General features: G+C 60.5%; 12 protein-coding genes and 1 pseudogene. 2 read left to right on the top strand and 11 right to left on the bottom strand.

Features of this window, described 5'->3' with window-relative positions; genetic code table 11:
* Positions 1 to 109 precede the first annotated feature (109 nt).
* The 3 genes from fusA to DWG20_RS05710 form a co-directional block, all read right to left on the bottom strand.
* Entirely contained in the window at positions 110 to 2,158 is a 2,049-nt protein-coding gene (gene fusA, locus DWG20_RS05720) for an elongation factor G (RefSeq protein WP_115432907.1), read from the bottom strand.
* Between the two features lie 69 nt (positions 2,159 to 2,227).
* Positions 2,228 to 2,620, bottom strand: a complete 393-nt coding sequence (locus DWG20_RS05715) for a VOC family protein (RefSeq protein WP_115432906.1) — start codon at positions 2,618 to 2,620, stop codon at positions 2,228 to 2,230.
* A gap of 44 nt (positions 2,621 to 2,664) precedes the next feature.
* Positions 2,665 to 3,423 carry an intradiol ring-cleavage dioxygenase gene (locus DWG20_RS05710; protein ID WP_115432905.1) on the bottom strand — a complete coding sequence of 253 codons (759 nt, stop codon included), beginning with the start codon at positions 3,421 to 3,423 and terminating at the stop codon, positions 2,665 to 2,667.
* A 252-nt stretch (positions 3,424 to 3,675) separates the two neighbouring features.
* Between DWG20_RS05710 and DWG20_RS05705 the strand changes: the two are divergent.
* Positions 3,676 to 4,696, top strand: a pseudogene (locus DWG20_RS05705) (IS110 family RNA-guided transposase).
* An 812-nt stretch (positions 4,697 to 5,508) separates the two neighbouring features.
* Here the strand turns inward: DWG20_RS05705 and DWG20_RS05700 are convergent.
* The 7 genes from DWG20_RS05700 to DWG20_RS15910 form a co-directional block, all read right to left on the bottom strand.
* Positions 5,509 to 5,775 (bottom strand): nickel-binding protein, encoded by a 267-nt coding sequence (locus tag DWG20_RS05700; protein WP_115432903.1) that lies wholly within the window; start codon positions 5,773 to 5,775, stop codon positions 5,509 to 5,511.
* A gap of 150 nt (positions 5,776 to 5,925) precedes the next feature.
* Complete coding sequence (locus DWG20_RS05695; RefSeq protein ID WP_220272020.1) at positions 5,926 to 6,564, bottom strand: LysE family translocator; 639 nt, start codon at positions 6,562 to 6,564, stop codon at positions 5,926 to 5,928.
* An 86-nt stretch (positions 6,565 to 6,650) separates the two neighbouring features.
* Positions 6,651 to 6,914, bottom strand: coding sequence for a hypothetical protein (locus DWG20_RS05690; RefSeq protein WP_115432901.1), 264 nt, complete (start codon positions 6,912 to 6,914; stop codon positions 6,651 to 6,653).
* Between the two features lie 777 nt (positions 6,915 to 7,691).
* Positions 7,692 to 8,234, bottom strand: coding sequence for a hypothetical protein (locus DWG20_RS05685; RefSeq protein WP_115432900.1), 543 nt, complete (start codon positions 8,232 to 8,234; stop codon positions 7,692 to 7,694).
* An 880-nt stretch (positions 8,235 to 9,114) separates the two neighbouring features.
* Positions 9,115 to 9,492, bottom strand: coding sequence for a heavy metal-binding domain-containing protein (locus DWG20_RS05680; RefSeq protein WP_115432899.1), 378 nt, complete (start codon positions 9,490 to 9,492; stop codon positions 9,115 to 9,117).
* A 500-nt stretch (positions 9,493 to 9,992) separates the two neighbouring features.
* The gene (locus DWG20_RS15915; RefSeq protein WP_147289920.1) at positions 9,993 to 10,310 is read right to left on the bottom strand and encodes a hypothetical protein; all 318 of its coding nucleotides are present in this window, start codon (positions 10,308 to 10,310) and stop codon (positions 9,993 to 9,995) included.
* A 91-nt stretch (positions 10,311 to 10,401) separates the two neighbouring features.
* A complete protein-coding gene (locus tag DWG20_RS15910; protein WP_147289919.1) occupies positions 10,402 to 11,010 on the bottom strand; it encodes a hypothetical protein in 609 nt (202 codons plus the stop codon).
* Between the two features lie 1,604 nt (positions 11,011 to 12,614).
* Between DWG20_RS15910 and DWG20_RS05670 the strand changes: the two genes are divergently transcribed.
* Positions 12,615 to 13,598 carry an integron integrase gene (locus DWG20_RS05670; protein WP_115432897.1) on the top strand — a complete coding sequence of 328 codons (984 nt, stop codon included), beginning with the start codon at positions 12,615 to 12,617 and terminating at the stop codon, positions 13,596 to 13,598.
* Positions 13,599 to 13,672: 74 nt separating this feature from the next.
* Here DWG20_RS05670 and DWG20_RS05665 read toward each other — a convergent pair whose 3' ends face one another.
* The gene (locus DWG20_RS05665) at positions 13,673 to 14,344 is read right to left on the bottom strand and encodes a dioxygenase family protein (protein ID WP_115432896.1); all 672 of its coding nucleotides are present in this window, start codon (positions 14,342 to 14,344) and stop codon (positions 13,673 to 13,675) included.
* Positions 14,345 to 14,371 lie beyond the last annotated feature (27 nt).

Here is a 14,371-nt window from a genome sequence, read left to right as displayed (position 1 = left end):
TCATGTCTGAACGTTGGCCGAGCCTCGCGCCGCCAGCGGATAAGCCAAGCAAAAGGCCGCGCGAACGCGGCCGTTTATCACGACAAGCTTGGCCGAGCCTCGGCCAACCTCAATCCTCCTCCTGCTCGACCTTGTACCCCGCCGACAGCCGCTGCTGCACGTCCTGCGGCACCGCGTCGTAGTGGCTCAACACCAGCGCGTACGCGCCCTGGCCGGCGGTGATCGACTTGAGCCGGCCGGCGTAGCCCTCGAGCTCGGCCAGCGGCACCTGGCCGCGGATCAGCACCATGGACTGCGACAAGGTCTCAGTGCCGGTCACCTGGCCGCGCCGGCCGGTCAGGTCGGCGGTCAGGTCGCCCAATTTCATCTCGGGCGCGGTGATCTCGATCGCGACGACCGGTTCGAGCACGATCGGGTTCGCCGCGCGCATCGCCTCGAGCATTGCCTTGCGGCCGGCCGCCTGGAAGGCGACGTCCTTCGAGTCGACCGAGTGGCTCTTGCCGTCGTAGACCGTCACCTTGATGTCCTCGACCGGGCAGCCGGCCACCGGCCCGGCCGCCAGCACCGAGCGCACGCCCTTCTCGACCGACGCGATGAACTGGCCGGGGATCACGCCGCCCTTCACCTCGTCGACGAAGGCGAAGCCGGCGCCGCGTTGCTGCGGCTCGATGCGCAGGAACACCTCGCCGAACTGGCCGGCGCCGCCGGTCTGCTTCTTGTGGCGGTTGTGGCCGGCGGCGGGTTGGGTGATCGTTTCGCGGTAGGGCACGCGCGGCGGGCGCGTCGAGACCTCGAGCTTGTAACTCCCCGCCATGCGGTCCAACAGGTAGCGCAGGTGCAATTCGCCCATGCCGCGCAGCACCGTCTCGTGCGTGACCGCGTGCTGCTCGACGCGCACGCACGGGTCCTCGGCCGGCAGCCGGTGCAGCACCTCGGCGATGCGCTGCTCGTCGCCGTGGCGCTTCGCCTCGATCGCGAGCCCCTGCATCGGCGTCGGGAAGGCGAGCGGCTTGAGGAAGATGTGGTCTTCGTCGTGCGAGTCGTGCAGCACCGCGTCGAACTCGATCTCGTCGACCTTGGCGACCGCGCCGAAGTCGCCGGGGATCAGCGCGTCGACCTCGTCGTAGCGCTTGCCCTGCAGCTTGAGCAGGTGGCCGACCTTGAACGGCTTCTTGCCGTCGCCGACGAAGAGCAAAGAATCGCGCGTGACCGTGCCCTGGTGCACGCGGAAGATGCCGAGCTTGCCGACGAAGGGGTCGATCACCACCTTGAACACATGCGCGAGCACGTGGCGCGCCGGGTCGGGCACCGACCGGAACGCAAGCGCCGCGTCGCCGTCGCCCTTCTTGTAAAACAGCGGCGGGTTGCCCTCGGCCGGGTTCGGCGCGAGCCTGGCGAGCACGTCGAGCAGCTCGGGCACGCCGGCGCCGGTACGCGCCGACACGAAGCACAGCGGGATCAAATGCCCCTCCCTCAGGGCGCGCTCCAAGGGCGCGTGCAACTCCTCGGGCGTGACCTCGCCCTGCTCCAGGTAGCGCGCCATCAGCGCCTCGTCGACCTCGACCACCTGGTCGATCAAGGCCTGGTGCGCGTCGGCGACCGAAGAAAAATCGGCCTCGCCGGCCGGGTTGAAAAAGCAGTCGACCACGCGGCGCGCGCCGTCAGCCGGCAGGTTGATCGGCAGCACCTCCTTGCCGAACGCCTCGCGCAGCTGCGCGACCAGACCCGGCAGGTCGACGCGCTCGGCGTCGATCTTGTTGACGACGATCATGCGGCACAGATTGCGCTCGGCCGCCCAGTCCATCATCCGCCTTGTGGACAGCTCGATGCCGTTCTGCGCGTTGACCACCACCAGCGCCGTCTCCACCGCCGACAGCGCCGCCAGCGCCTGGCCGACGAAGTCGTGAAAGCCCGGGGTGTCGATCAAACGGATCTCGGCGCCGCCATGTTGGAAATGGGCCAGCGCCGAGGAGAGGGAGTGGCGGTATTCGCGCTCCAAGGGATCGAAGTCGCACACCGTGTCGCCGCGTTCCAGCGACCCCTGCGCGCCGATCGCGCCGCTCTTGAACAGCAGCGCCTCGGCCAACGTCGTCTTGCCGCCGTCGCCGTGCCCGACCAGGGCGACCGTGCGGATGGCTTCGACCGGATAGTTGGGCATGACATTCTCCTGAGCGAGGATCTTGCTCGGAGTATAGGCAGAAGCCGGCCGGCAAGGTTCGGGTCCCGCCTAGGCTTTCACCGGGGTGCACAATTCGACCAGCGTGCCGTCCGGGCAACGCAGGTACGAGACCACCTGGCCCCAAGGCTTGGCGACGGGTGCGGCAAGCTCGGTGGCGCCGGCGTCGAGGGCGCGCCTGTGGGCCGCTTCGACGGTGGGCGTGACAAACGCGACCTCCATCCCCAGCGGCAGCGCCGACTCGCTGGCGGCGACGTGGCCGGCCGGCAGATTGGCGCGGCCGAGCTCGTGCGCGGCGAAGGCGAGCGTCGTCTCCCCGGTTTCCAGTTCGCCGTACACGCCCGATTCGTGAAGGAAGCGCCGCGGGAAGCCGAAGGCCGACTCGAAGAACGCGAGCGAAGCCGCCACGTCCGGGACGTAGACGATGGTGTAGCCGAAGCGCATGGTTTTCTCCTGTTTTCAGGCCGCGCGGGCAGCGCCGCATCGGCTCAGGCGATCCGCAGCCCGATGTCGAAAACGCCCGCGTAGCCCTGGCCGTCCTTGACGAGTTCGAGCATCAACCGCTCGCCGCCGCCGCGGAAAATGCCGTCCCCGTCGTTCCTGACCGTACGGCGCCCCTTGCCGGCATAAGGCGCCGACGCGTGCACCCGGTCGGTGACGGCGTCGTCGAAATAAAGCTGCGAGGTGAACTCGTAAGCCGGCCGGGCCGCCTGCGCGCTGCGAATCTTGAAGTGGATGTGCACGGTCCTGCCCGGATACCAGCCCGGGTAGACGGTGATGAAGCGGGCGACGCCGTCGTCGTCGGTCAACTGGTAGCCGCGCAGGAATTTTTTCCCCCTCGTATCGAACTGCCCGCCGAAGTCCTTCACATCCGAATACACCCCCAGCGCGTCGCATTGCCAGACATCGACCATCGCGCCGGCCAGCGGGATGCAGGCCGTATCTCCCACCGTCGAGACGCGGAACGCCAGGTTCAGGAGCACCCCCTCGCGCACCGAGCCGTCCGCCGGGTCGGAGCGGAGGTCGGAACGCTCGAGCCGCTCGTCCGCGAAATAAGGTCCCTCGGTCTGCTGCGGCCTCGCCACGCAGGAAGGCAGCGCCGGCGCGGCTGCCGTTTTGTCGGCGCCGGCCCGCTCGGGGCGGCAACCCGTCAGCGTCAGGACCAACGCCGACCCGGTAAGGTTGAGCATCTGGCGACGGCTCAGGCCGCTTCCTGGCCGTGTCCGTCCTACCGGCAATCGCTTCATGGTGGACCTCCTCGAACCGTCGCCTTCACGCCCTGATAAGGCATTGTAGGGCGAACGGGCGCAAAGCCCTCGGCCAAGCTTGCAGGCCGGCCACGAACCGGGAGCCGTGACGTTGGCCGAGCCTTAAAACAAGACGCTGCCTAACGAATGAAAGGGACTTCCCCGTCCCAAGGCTGCGGCGGAAGCCGCTGGCAGCATCAGCTGCCATGCTGGAGTTTCCACGCTGCATCAACACCACAGGAGGGGAAGTCCATGTCCATTATCACTTTAGGGGATCGATCTCGCCCAGAATGTATTCGCTTTGCATGGCGTCGATGCCGCCGGCCACGCCACCTTGGTCAGACCGAAAATCACCCGTGATCAACTGCTACCGATCATCGCCCAGCTCCCGCCCTGCCTGATCGGCATGGAAGCCTGCTCCGGCGCCCATCACTGGGCCCGGCTGTTTCGGGCGTACGGCCACACCGTCAGGCTGATGGCGCCCAAGTTCGTCGCCCCCTACCGTATGTCCGGCAAACGCGGCAAGAACGATGCGGCCGACGCCGCCGCGATCTGCGAAGCGGTCAGCCGCCCCGCCATGCGCTTCGTGCCGGTCAAGGATGCGCATCAGCAAGCCATGCTCTGCCTGCACCGCACCCGCCAGGGGTTTGTGACCGAGCGCACCGCCCTCTACAACCGCATCCGCGGCCTGATCGCCGAGTTCGGCATCGTGCTGCCGCAGAAGGTCGAACGCCTGCGCCACCACATCGGCGCCCACCTCGAAGACCTGCCCGGCTGGGCCAACCGCTGCATCGGCGACCTGCTGGCGCACGCCGACCGGCTGGACGAGCGCATCGCCGAGTACGACCGCGCGATTGCGGACGCGGCCCGACAAGATGAACGCAGCAAACGCCTGATGCAGCTGCCGGGCATCGGCCCCACCACCGCCAGTGCGCTGCTGGCCACGCTGGGCGTCGGGCATGAGTTCGACAATGGCCGCCAGCTTGCCGCCTGGCTGGGGCTGACACCCGGTCAGTACAGCAGCGGTGGCAAGGTCCGGCTCGGACGCATCACCAAGGCCGGCGATGCCTATCTGCGAGGCCTGCTGGTGATGGGCGCCCGAGCGGTGCTGGCGGGTTTGGGGGACAAGCAGGACCGCTCCAGCCATTGGGCCAGAAGTCTGCAGGAACGACGTGGCTACTGGAAAGCGGTGGTGGCGATTGCCGCCAAGAATGCCCGGCGGGTCTGGGCGGTCTTGAAGTTTGGTGATGACTTCCGGCTGGCACCAGCCTGAGTCTCGCCGCCAGCCTGGAAACCCGTCTGCAGCAAAAGGGCAACACCATGCCGTGAATCGTGTTCTGTGCAGGACGTCGCAGCGTTGATGTGAAGCGGGTTGGACCCGCGCGGGGAGTGCCTGGTTAACTCAAGGGGATGGCGTTCAATTCCGGCTAACGAATGAGGCCCCCACGCGCGTCTTTCATCAGGGTCCGGGCGAGTCGCCCAACATGACCGGTTGTAGTCTGGCAGTCCTTCACCTTCTCGCCTCGCGCTGTGGTCTTGCTGCAATGGAAGCAAACCGTCCACATCGTTATTGAAAACGATGGGGAAGCCCTTGTAGTCTGAGTTAAGGGGCGGGCGAAAGCGGTACGCTTTTGCCCGTCCCAGCCCCGAAGGGGCGTCTTGAACGAAATGTTAGGGCCAAACCGGCAAACCTTGCGCTGACCCGCCCCGCCTTGACCGAAGTCCCGGCCTGAAACCAAATAGCCGACCGCTGAAGTGGCCGAACCCGCCGAACGGCCCGCGCCGCCGGGCACTGCAACAGCCCGCTGAAACCGCCGAAGCTGGCGGAAACTCCAAAAGGTTGGCCGAAGAACCAAAGCCCAAGCCGCCGAAACCCAAACGTTGGCCGAGCCAGCGGCCGTCAAACACCAGACGATGGAAAAGGCTCGGTCAACCTTTACGTTCCGATGCTTTTGAACCCTAACGGTAAAGTTCAGCAGGGGGGCCGGCCGGCGAGACCTTCATACCTCGGAAAGCCAGCATGCCGGCCCCGTCTGCTGCAACGCTTTGTTAGGCCAAACTCCTGCCCATGAGTGATTCCTGTGCTTATGCCTCCTTGACCACACCGCGCTCGCCTTCCAGTTCCACGGGCGTGATGTAGTCACAAGGCATCTTCATCTTCTGGAACCAGGCGGCCAAAGCCTGCTTGTCGGGGGCTTCCATGATGCAGAAGATTTTGCCTTCGGACAGGTTGAGGAAGCTCCGGTATGGCTGCACCGTCGGGTCATTCTGTGCGGCCTGGGCCAGTTGGTCGACCTGCTCGCGCTGGAGCGCTCCGGCAGGCATCGTGTGACTGCTCATGAACTTCGGCATGGTTGGTTCTCCTTTCGACCTCGATGTGACAGAAACTCGGCCTAACGCCTAAATTAAGGGGCGGGCGAAAGCGGTACGCTTTTGCCCGTCCCAGCCGCGAAGCGGCGACTTGAATGAATTGTTAGGCTGTGAGCCCGCTCGATGGAAGAGTTAGACCCCACGGCGCGGCTCCAAGAGCAGACGCACTGCGAGCGCTCCAAGGACGAAGCCCATGAAGTAGCGTTGAACTGAAAGCCACATTGGATTCTGAGAGAACCATAGTGCAATGCGAGCGGCCGACAAAGTAACCAACAGGTTGACGGTCGAGCCGATGAGAACCTGTGTAGTGCCGAACGTGAGGCTTTGCACCAAGACCGAACCAGTCTCGGGCGAGATGAACTGTGGAAGAACCGACAGGTAGAAGATAGCAACCTTGGGATTGAGGATGCTTGTGAGGAGCCCCATGACGAAAAGCTTTCGGGGCGATTCGTCAGGCATCGGGCATGGCTCGAATGGAGAGCGCGCACCAGGCCTGAGCGCCTGCCAAGCCAACCAGAGAAGGTAGAGGGCACCAGCAAACTTGAGAAGCTCATACGCGAGAGGTACGGCCATAAACAGGGCGGTGAGGCCGATGGTGGCTGAGCACATGTGAACGGTGAAGCCCAGTACGACACCGAGCCATGAAGTGACGCCCGCGCGTTTGCCCTGACAAAGCGAGCGGGAGATCAGATAGACCATGTTGGGACCGGGTGTGAGCGCCATAATCAAAGCAGCACCAGCGAACACAAGCATTCCGCTAGAAGAGACCACGAATTCTCCTTGGAGGCCTAATGCCTGAGTTAAGGGGCCTGCTTCAGCAGGTCCCAGCGCCCGAAGGGCGCGCCTTCAACGCAATGTTAGGTGCGCACCTTGAACCACGCAATTACTCGCTTGATTAACGATTGCGATTCGTGGCCTTTCATAGACACGCTTGAGACATTTGATGTTGGCACATAAGGCTCCCCAAGCATAAATTCCGCCCACTCAGCCAAGCTCAAAGACCGGACATTTTTTGGTTCAAAGCCAACTGTTGCGAAGAAGTTTGCGTCGATGGCCTCGCCAAACATGGTAGCAGTAACTGAAGGCTTAGCGGGAACAAGGTACTCGTGGTAGGCAAGCATCCGCCACTCCTCGGAAGAATAGCGCCACTCTCTAGCGCATTTAGAGCAAGTCATGCTTGAATCTGGGCCATATTCAGGAGGTCTGGATGGTGGCCGATAAAAGCAAGGCAGCTTAATCGCACTCTTAACAAGATCGTTCTGGATGTTGTCTTGCCACCCAGGGCCTTGAGGTTTGCTCACCCAGTACTCGAATTGCAGCCAATCACACGGGCACCCGTGTTTGTCCACGTAACGGTTCAGCACACCGCTAACGATAGCCTCCTGTTGAGCCAACTGTTTACGGACTTCCACAATATCCATGACACACCTAACGCCTGAAGTAACCGGACGGCTTAGCTGTGGCGAAGCCGCAGGTAAGCCGGTCCGGTTGAATGAACTGTTAGGGCAAAACCAGTGCAAACTTCGCGCTGACCCGCCCCGCTTTGACCGAAGCCCTAGCCTGAAACCAAACAGCCAGCCGCTGAAGTGGCCGAACTTACCGAATGGCCCGAGCCGCCGGGCACCGCAACAGCCAGGGGAAACCGCCGAACCTGGCGGAAACCCAAAAAGGTTGGCCGAAGAGCAAAAACCCGAACCGCTGAAACCAAAACGTTGGCCGAGCCACGAATCGACAAATACAAGACGATGGAAAAGGCTCGGCCAACCTTTACGTTCCAATGCTTTTGAACCCTAACGCCTGACATAACGGGCTGGACAGCCAGTGGCAGAGCCACTGGTTGACCAGTCCCTGTTGATGGAAATGTTAGGCTCAATAAGCCAATTTTCCGCTTAATGTTTTTAGGCGTTCTCGAGCGGTTCGCCCCGTAGTAGATGCCATGCGTCTCGATATTTACTGAGTATCTCTGGCGCAACATTTACAGCCATATTTGAAAGGCTGCGCCGTCCCTCTCGTTTGACCAGAGGGCGGTCATAGTCCCGTTTTACTGCATCTCGGAAGACTCGGTTTGCCTCATTCTCGGGCACTACATAGTATGAAAAATGTTCGAAATCGAGTGTGCCACGATGGTTGTGTGACTCGCCTATTTTTTTGTCGATGTTTACGAATACAACAAAGTCAGCCTTAAACTTATCTTCCGTGAGGTCCTTATCACCGGAGGCTTGTGTTAAGTAGATTTGGCCCTTTGCCGGGGAATATCCAGTCTTAACTTGAATCAGAAGTTTTTTACGTGGATCTTCGGTATCGATGATAATGTCACTGCCAGCGAAGTTTGCTCTCAGACCATTTGTATTGTGTGCCGGAACACCATTCATCCAACACTTGGCAGTAACGGCGGCCTCCCCAATTCGGCCATGAGACTGTTTTTTATTGAGATCTGGCATCTGCGTATTCCGTGGATGTAATGCCTAATGCCTGATGTAACCGGACGGCTTGCCGGCGGCGAAGCCGCAGGTAAGCCGGTCCGGTTGAATGAACTGTTAGGGCAAAACCAGTGCAAACCTGGCGCTGACCCAACCCGCCTTGGCCGGAGCCTCGGCCGGAAACCTTGCCGCCGCCCCCTGAAGTGGCCGAACCCGCCGAACGGCCTGCGCCGCCGGGCACTGCAACAGCCCGCTGAAACCGCCGAACCCGGCGGAAACCCAAACAGGTTGGCCGAAGCGCCCAAACCCGAACGGCTGAAACCAAAAAGGTTGGCCGAAGAGCGAAAACCCGAGCCGCCGAAACCCAAACGTTGGCCGAGGCCGGAAACCGCCCAATCCCAGACGATGGAAAAGGCTCGGCCAACCTTTACGTTCCAGTGCTTTTGAACCCTAACGCCTTAATTAAGGGGCGGGCGAAAGCGGTACGCTTTTGCCCGTCCCAGCCGCGAAGCGGCGACTTGAATGCGTTGTTAGGGCTAAACCGGTGAAACCCGAGCAGTTGCCCGCCTTCACCGACGCTCCAGCCCACAACAAAGCCTAAAACCACTGAAGTGGCCGAACCCGCCGAACGGCCCGAGCCGCGAAACACCGCAACAGAAAGGCTAAAACGCCCCACGTTGCGGAAGCCTAAAAACGTTGGCCGAAGAGCAAAAACCCGAACCGCTGAAACCCAAACGTTGGCCGAGCCAGCGGCCCGCCAAACACCAGACGATGTAAAAGGCTCGGCCAACCTTTACGTTCCAATGCTTTTGAACCCTAACGCCTGAACTAACCGGACGGCTTACCTGTGGCGAAGCCGCAGGTAAGCCGGTCCGGTTGAGTGAAATGTTAGACTTTCACTTTAATTAGTAAATTTTACCCCAGTACCCTTGGCATCCATATATCCCCACGTTGTGAAGCCAATGCCACTTTTGTAGGTAACATTAATTACAGCATTTGCACCGACTTCTTTTGCTTTTTCGGATAGAGCTTCATTGGCTTGCTCTTTTGTTGGGTCTTTATGAAAAACAGTCAATTTTTTAATACTAACTTCAATTGGTCCAATTTCCTTGTATTTTTTATCAGGCAGCTGACCTTCTGAAATGATGACTTTTTCATCCGATTTATTAGCAACAATAGATTTAGAATCAACATTTGAGCTTGTACGATAAGATGCACAACCAGACGAAAAAGCTGCAGCCGCAATTACAGCCACCAAGCTAACTTTTTTAAAATTCATACATTTATCCCTTTTGTGAGTACGTCTAACGCCTGAAGTAACCGGACGGCTTAGCTGTGGCGAAGCCGCAGGTAAGCCGGTCCGGTTGAATGAACTGTTAGGGAAAAACCAGTGCAAACCTGGCACTGGCCCAGCCCGCCTTGGCCGAAGTCCCGGCCGGAAACCGAACCGCCGGCCGCTGAAGTGGCCGAACCCGCCGAACGGCCCGAGCCGCCGGGCACTGCAACAGCCAGCTGAAACCGCCGAACCCGGCGGAAACCCAAACAGGTTGGCCGAAGCGCCCAAACCCGAACGGCTGAAACCAAAAAGGTTGGCCGAAGAGCGAAAACCCGAGCCGCCGAAACCCAAACGTTGGCCGAGGCCGGAAACCCGCAAATTCCAGACGATGGAAAAAGCTCGGCCAACCTTTACGCTTTAGTGCCTTTGACCCCTAACGCCCAGGTTAAGCCGCGCTCACGCCGGAGCGCAGCGGAGGCGTGAGCATCGGCTTGAACCGTTTGTTAGGCACCACTTTTTCGATTGACATCGAGCCTCCAACGCTTCGGGTGCTGCCTGAGCTCATTCAGATCGGCCTCAGACAGCCCAAAATGCTTTTGAACGTACTCACGCTCAACTTCCTCAGCTTCGTCAGGCGTGCCGTGCGCGCAATCTACTGGGCTGTCACGAAGCTCGATAAGTAGGTCGGTCTTCGGGTCATAGATGACGAGCGCCTCCCAAGCTGGCTTTCGGCCGCTCGGACCACGCGCTACGTCCACGACAGCGTCGAGATCCACCTGACCGACGGTGCCGCTCTTGTTGATGAATCGGCAGGGCATCATTTGTGGCGCCTAACGTCTTAACTAACCGGACGGCCTGCCGGTGGCGAAGCCGCTGGTAGGCTGGTCCGGTTGAGTGAGTTGTTATATGCGGTTACTTACAATCAGTAGAGCCAGCAGTGCAAATCTCCACAGAATTCCGCACGAACTTCGCGGACACTCCCTGCCTCCTCATAAATGCAAGCATTTCATTAAGTTGATCTTTTTTAAAAGATAAAATGCCAGCCTTTGGGGCGCTTGGGATGCGTAGCTCACTCGTAATAACGTACACTTCGTTTTCCTGTGTCACAACACGCTGATCTGTAAATGCCCCATAACTCTTTCCGTTTTGTTGTGCGCACATAAACCTACCTACATAAGTCTCATGCCCCTTCACATCAATTTTCTCTGGCCCATTATAAGCAACATCAGAACATGCACTCTTGGCCAACGCAAATGAGCCTTTAATGTATTTCTCTGCTGAAACAGAAGAACCGAGAGCAAATTTTTGCTCTACAATTATCCATTTAGTATCATCGCCATTGAGTCCTTCCGGAACCCATTCGCGAATATATTGATTAGTTGTCGATTTACTGGTGATTTGAGACCATTTATTGGTGTCTGGTAGATTTATTTTTAATGAAGTTATTGGGCTTGCAGGAGGGGAAGTTGCACAACCTGTCAGAGCGGCTGTAAATAACACTACAGACAAAACTTTTTTCACCACACTCTCCTATTATCTTGCATATAACGCCTGAACTAACCGGACGGCTTACCTGTGGCGAAGCCGCAGGTAAGCCGGTCCGGGTTGAGTAAACTGTTAGGGCCAAACCGGTAAACCTTGCGCTGGCCCAACCCGCTTTGGCCGAACTCCCGGCCGGAAACCAAACAGCCGACCGCTGAAGTGGCCGAACCCGCCAAACGGCCCGATCCACTGAGCACCGCAACAGTACGCTGAAGCCGCCGAACCTGGCGAAAACCCAAAAAGGTTGGCCGAAGAGCCAAAGCCCGAACCGCCGAAACCCAAACGTTGGCCGTGCCACAAACCGCCAAACGCCAGACGATGTAAAAGGCTCGGCCAACCTTTACGTCCCAATGCTTTTGAACCCTAACGCCTGAAGTAACCGGACGGCTTAGCTGTGGCGAAGCCGCAGGTAAGCCGGTCCGGTTGAATGAACTGTTAGGGCCAAACCGGTAAAATTACGCTAGCCCGCCCCGCCTTGGCCGAACTCCCGGCCGGAAACCAAACTGCCGGCCGCTGAAGTGGCCGAACCCGCCGAACGGCCCGCGCCGCCGGGCACCGCAACAGCCCGCTGAAACCGCCGAAGCTGGCGGAAACCAAAAAACGTTGGCCGAAGCACCGCACCCCAAACCGCTGAAATCCAAACGTTGGCCGAGCCACGAACCGCCAAACGCCAGACGATGTAAAAGCCTCGGCCAACCTTTACGTTCCAATGCTTTTGAACCCTAACGCCTGAAGTAACCGGACGGCTTAGCTGTGGCGAAGCCGCAGGTAAGCCGGTCCGGTTGAATGAACTGTTAGGGCAAAACCAGTGCAAACTTCGCGCTGACCCAACCCGCCTCGGCCGGAAACCTTGCCGCCGCCCCCTGAAGTGGCCGATCCCGCCGAACGGCCCGAGCCGCCGAGCACCGCAACAGCCCGCTGAAACCGCCGAAGCTGGCGGAAACCCAAAAACGTTGGCCGAAGAGCTAAAGCCCAAGCCACTGCGACCCAAACGTTGGCCGAGGCCGGAAACCCGCAAATTCCAGACGATGGAAAAAGCTCGGCCAACCTTTACGCTTTAGTGCCTTTGACCCCTAACGCCTGAAGTAACCGGACGGCTTACCTGTGGCGAAGCCGCAGGTAAGCCGGTCCGGTTGAATGAACTGTTAGGGAAAAACCAGTGCAAACCTGGCACTGGCCCAGCCCGCTTTGGCCGAAGCCCCGGCCGGAAACCTTGCCGCCGACCGCTGAAGTGGCCGAACTCACTGAACGGCCCAGGCCGCCGGGCACCGCAACCGCTAGCTGAAACCGCCGAACCTTGCGGCAACCCAAAAAGGTTGGCCGAAGCACAACACCCCAAACCGCTGAAACCCAAACGTTGGCCGAGCCACGAATCGACAAATACAAGACGATGGAAAAGGCTCGGCCAACCTTTACGTTCCAATGCTTTTGAACCCTAACTATTAATTAACCTTCACCACCGAGGCCTAAGCCCGTAACGATGTGATCCCTAAACCGGTAACAAAGTGAGGCCTAAACCGGGGGTGATGGTGCTATCTATCTGTTCTATATTGATTTTGTCATGTCCAGCCCGGCAGCCCACGATGACAAATCCCTCCGCCCAGCCTCCTCGCCTGCTCGATCGGGTGCGTGGCCGACTGCGGGTGAAGCACTACAGCCTGCGCACCGAGGAGGCTTACGTTCACTGGATTAAACGCTTTATCCATTTTCATGACAAGCGGCATCCCATTGACATGGGTGGACCGGAGGTCGAGCGCTTCCTGACCCATCTGGCGGTCGACGGTCAGGTGTCGGCGTCGACGCAGAACGTGGCGCTGTCGGCGCTGTTGTTCCTGTATCGCGAGGTGCTGGGGGTCGAGTTGCCTTGGCTCACCGACGTGACGCGGGCGAAAAAGCCCAAGCGTCTGCCGGTGGTGCTGAGCATGACCGAGGTGCAGGCGCTGCTGCGGGTGGCGGACGGGGTGCCTGGACTGGTGTTGCGGCTGCTGTACGGCTCGGGGATGCGGCTGCTGGAGGGGTGCCGGCTGCGCGTCAAGGATATCGACCTGGAGCGCGGCGAGATCCTGGTGCGCGACGGCAAGGGGGCGAAGGATAGGGTCACGGTGCTGCCGCGCAGCCTGGTCACACCGCTACGCGCGCAACTGGAGAGGGCGCACGCGCTGCACGAGTCGGACCTGGCGGTGGGTGGCGGCGAAGTCTGGCTGCCGGATGCGCTGGCGCGCAAATACCCGGCGGCGGCATGCAGCTGGATGTGGCAGTACGTGTTTCCGGCCCCAGGCCTGTCGCGCGACCCGCGCAGCGGCGTGGTGCGCCGTCATCATATCGAGGACCAGCAGGTGCAGCGCGCGATGAAGCGGGCGGTCAGGGCGGTCGGCCTGAGCAAGCCGGCGACGCCCCACACGCTGCGCCACAGCTTCGCGACGCACCTGTTGGAGGGCGGGCAGGACATCCGTACGGTGCAGGCGCTGCTGGGGCACAAGGACGTGAGCACCACGATGATCTACACCCATGTGCTCAATCGCGGCGGGCTGGGCGTGTTGAGCCCGCTGGACCGGGCCGGGCTCTGACGGCCATGAAAAAGGCAGCCGCGCGGCTGCCGTTTTTCATCCCGAGGCTTGCTCGAGGCTAACGCCGCAATCGTCTATAAGCCCCTGGCGAGCACGACGTCGAAAACACCGCGGCGTAGCTTGCCATCCTGTTTTAAATCGATAGCCAACGATGGCTTTTTACCGGCCCAGGGATCGTTGGCGATGAAGGGGTCGCCCTTGAAATAGAGCTGCATCGTAAGCGGAATGTGCAGCGACTCCATGACCCGCATGTGAATATGCGCGGGCCGCGTCAGCCCCGCGTATTTCTCGAGCCCCGGGAGATTGGGCGGGACCGGGTATCGGCCCGGCATGATTGTCTCGACCTCGTATTGCCCCTTTTCATTGGTATACAGCATCCCCCGCAAGTGGAAGCTAGTCACCTCGGTGAAGTTGCCGGGCTTGTTGGTGTCATAGAGGCCGGCGTGATTCGCTTGCCACACCTCGATCAATGCCCCCGGCAGCGGGGTACGGCAGTCCGAACCGAACACCGTGCCGGTCAGAACAAGCCTGTCGCCGAGCTCGTCGGGGCCTGCCAGCCGGGCGCGAAATGGCGCGCCGAAGCGATAGAACGGACCGAGGATGTCGGACGCCGTGGGCCGGCAGCCTAGCTTGGCGGCAAGAGCAGGGCCGGCCAGAAGCACGCCGCCGAGCATCACTGCACTCCTGTGCAGGAAGATTCGCCGAGAGATGTCCAGGCTGGCCTTCGGGGTTCGATACTTGCCCATGTTTGCCTCCTCTCCTCTGGTGTCGCT

The organism is Crenobacter cavernae, assembly GCF_003355495.1.
GTDB classification, from domain to species: Bacteria; Pseudomonadota; Gammaproteobacteria; order Burkholderiales; family Chromobacteriaceae; genus Crenobacter; species Crenobacter cavernae.
This window is presented reverse-complemented; position numbering and strand designations above follow the sequence as displayed.

What these genes read in the sequence shown, in the direction of transcription:
- DWG20_RS05670 (WP_115432897.1), top strand. Translation starts at nt 12,615, where the DNA reads ATGACAAATCCCTCCGCCCAGCCTCCTCGCCTGCTCGATCGGGTGCGT.
- DWG20_RS05685 (WP_115432900.1), bottom strand. Translation starts at nt 8,234, where the DNA reads ATGCCAGATCTCAATAAAAAACAGTCTCATGGCCGAATTGGGGAGGCC.
- DWG20_RS05700 (WP_115432903.1), bottom strand. Translation starts at nt 5,775, where the DNA reads ATGCCGAAGTTCATGAGCAGTCACACGATGCCTGCCGGAGCGCTCCAG.
- DWG20_RS05680 (WP_115432899.1), bottom strand. Translation starts at nt 9,492, where the DNA reads ATGAATTTTAAAAAAGTTAGCTTGGTGGCTGTAATTGCGGCTGCAGCT.
- DWG20_RS05715 (WP_115432906.1), bottom strand. Translation starts at nt 2,620, where the DNA reads ATGCGCTTCGGCTACACCATCGTCTACGTCCCGGACGTGGCGGCTTCG.
- DWG20_RS05665 (WP_115432896.1), bottom strand. Translation starts at nt 14,344, where the DNA reads ATGGGCAAGTATCGAACCCCGAAGGCCAGCCTGGACATCTCTCGGCGA.
- DWG20_RS15915 (WP_147289920.1), bottom strand. Translation starts at nt 10,310, where the DNA reads ATGATGCCCTGCCGATTCATCAACAAGAGCGGCACCGTCGGTCAGGTG.
- fusA (WP_115432907.1), bottom strand. Translation starts at nt 2,158, where the DNA reads ATGCCCAACTATCCGGTCGAAGCCATCCGCACGGTCGCCCTGGTCGGG.
- DWG20_RS05690 (WP_115432901.1), bottom strand. Translation starts at nt 6,914, where the DNA reads ATGCTTGCCTACCACGAGTACCTTGTTCCCGCTAAGCCTTCAGTTACT.
- DWG20_RS05710 (WP_115432905.1), bottom strand. Translation starts at nt 3,423, where the DNA reads ATGAAGCGATTGCCGGTAGGACGGACACGGCCAGGAAGCGGCCTGAGC.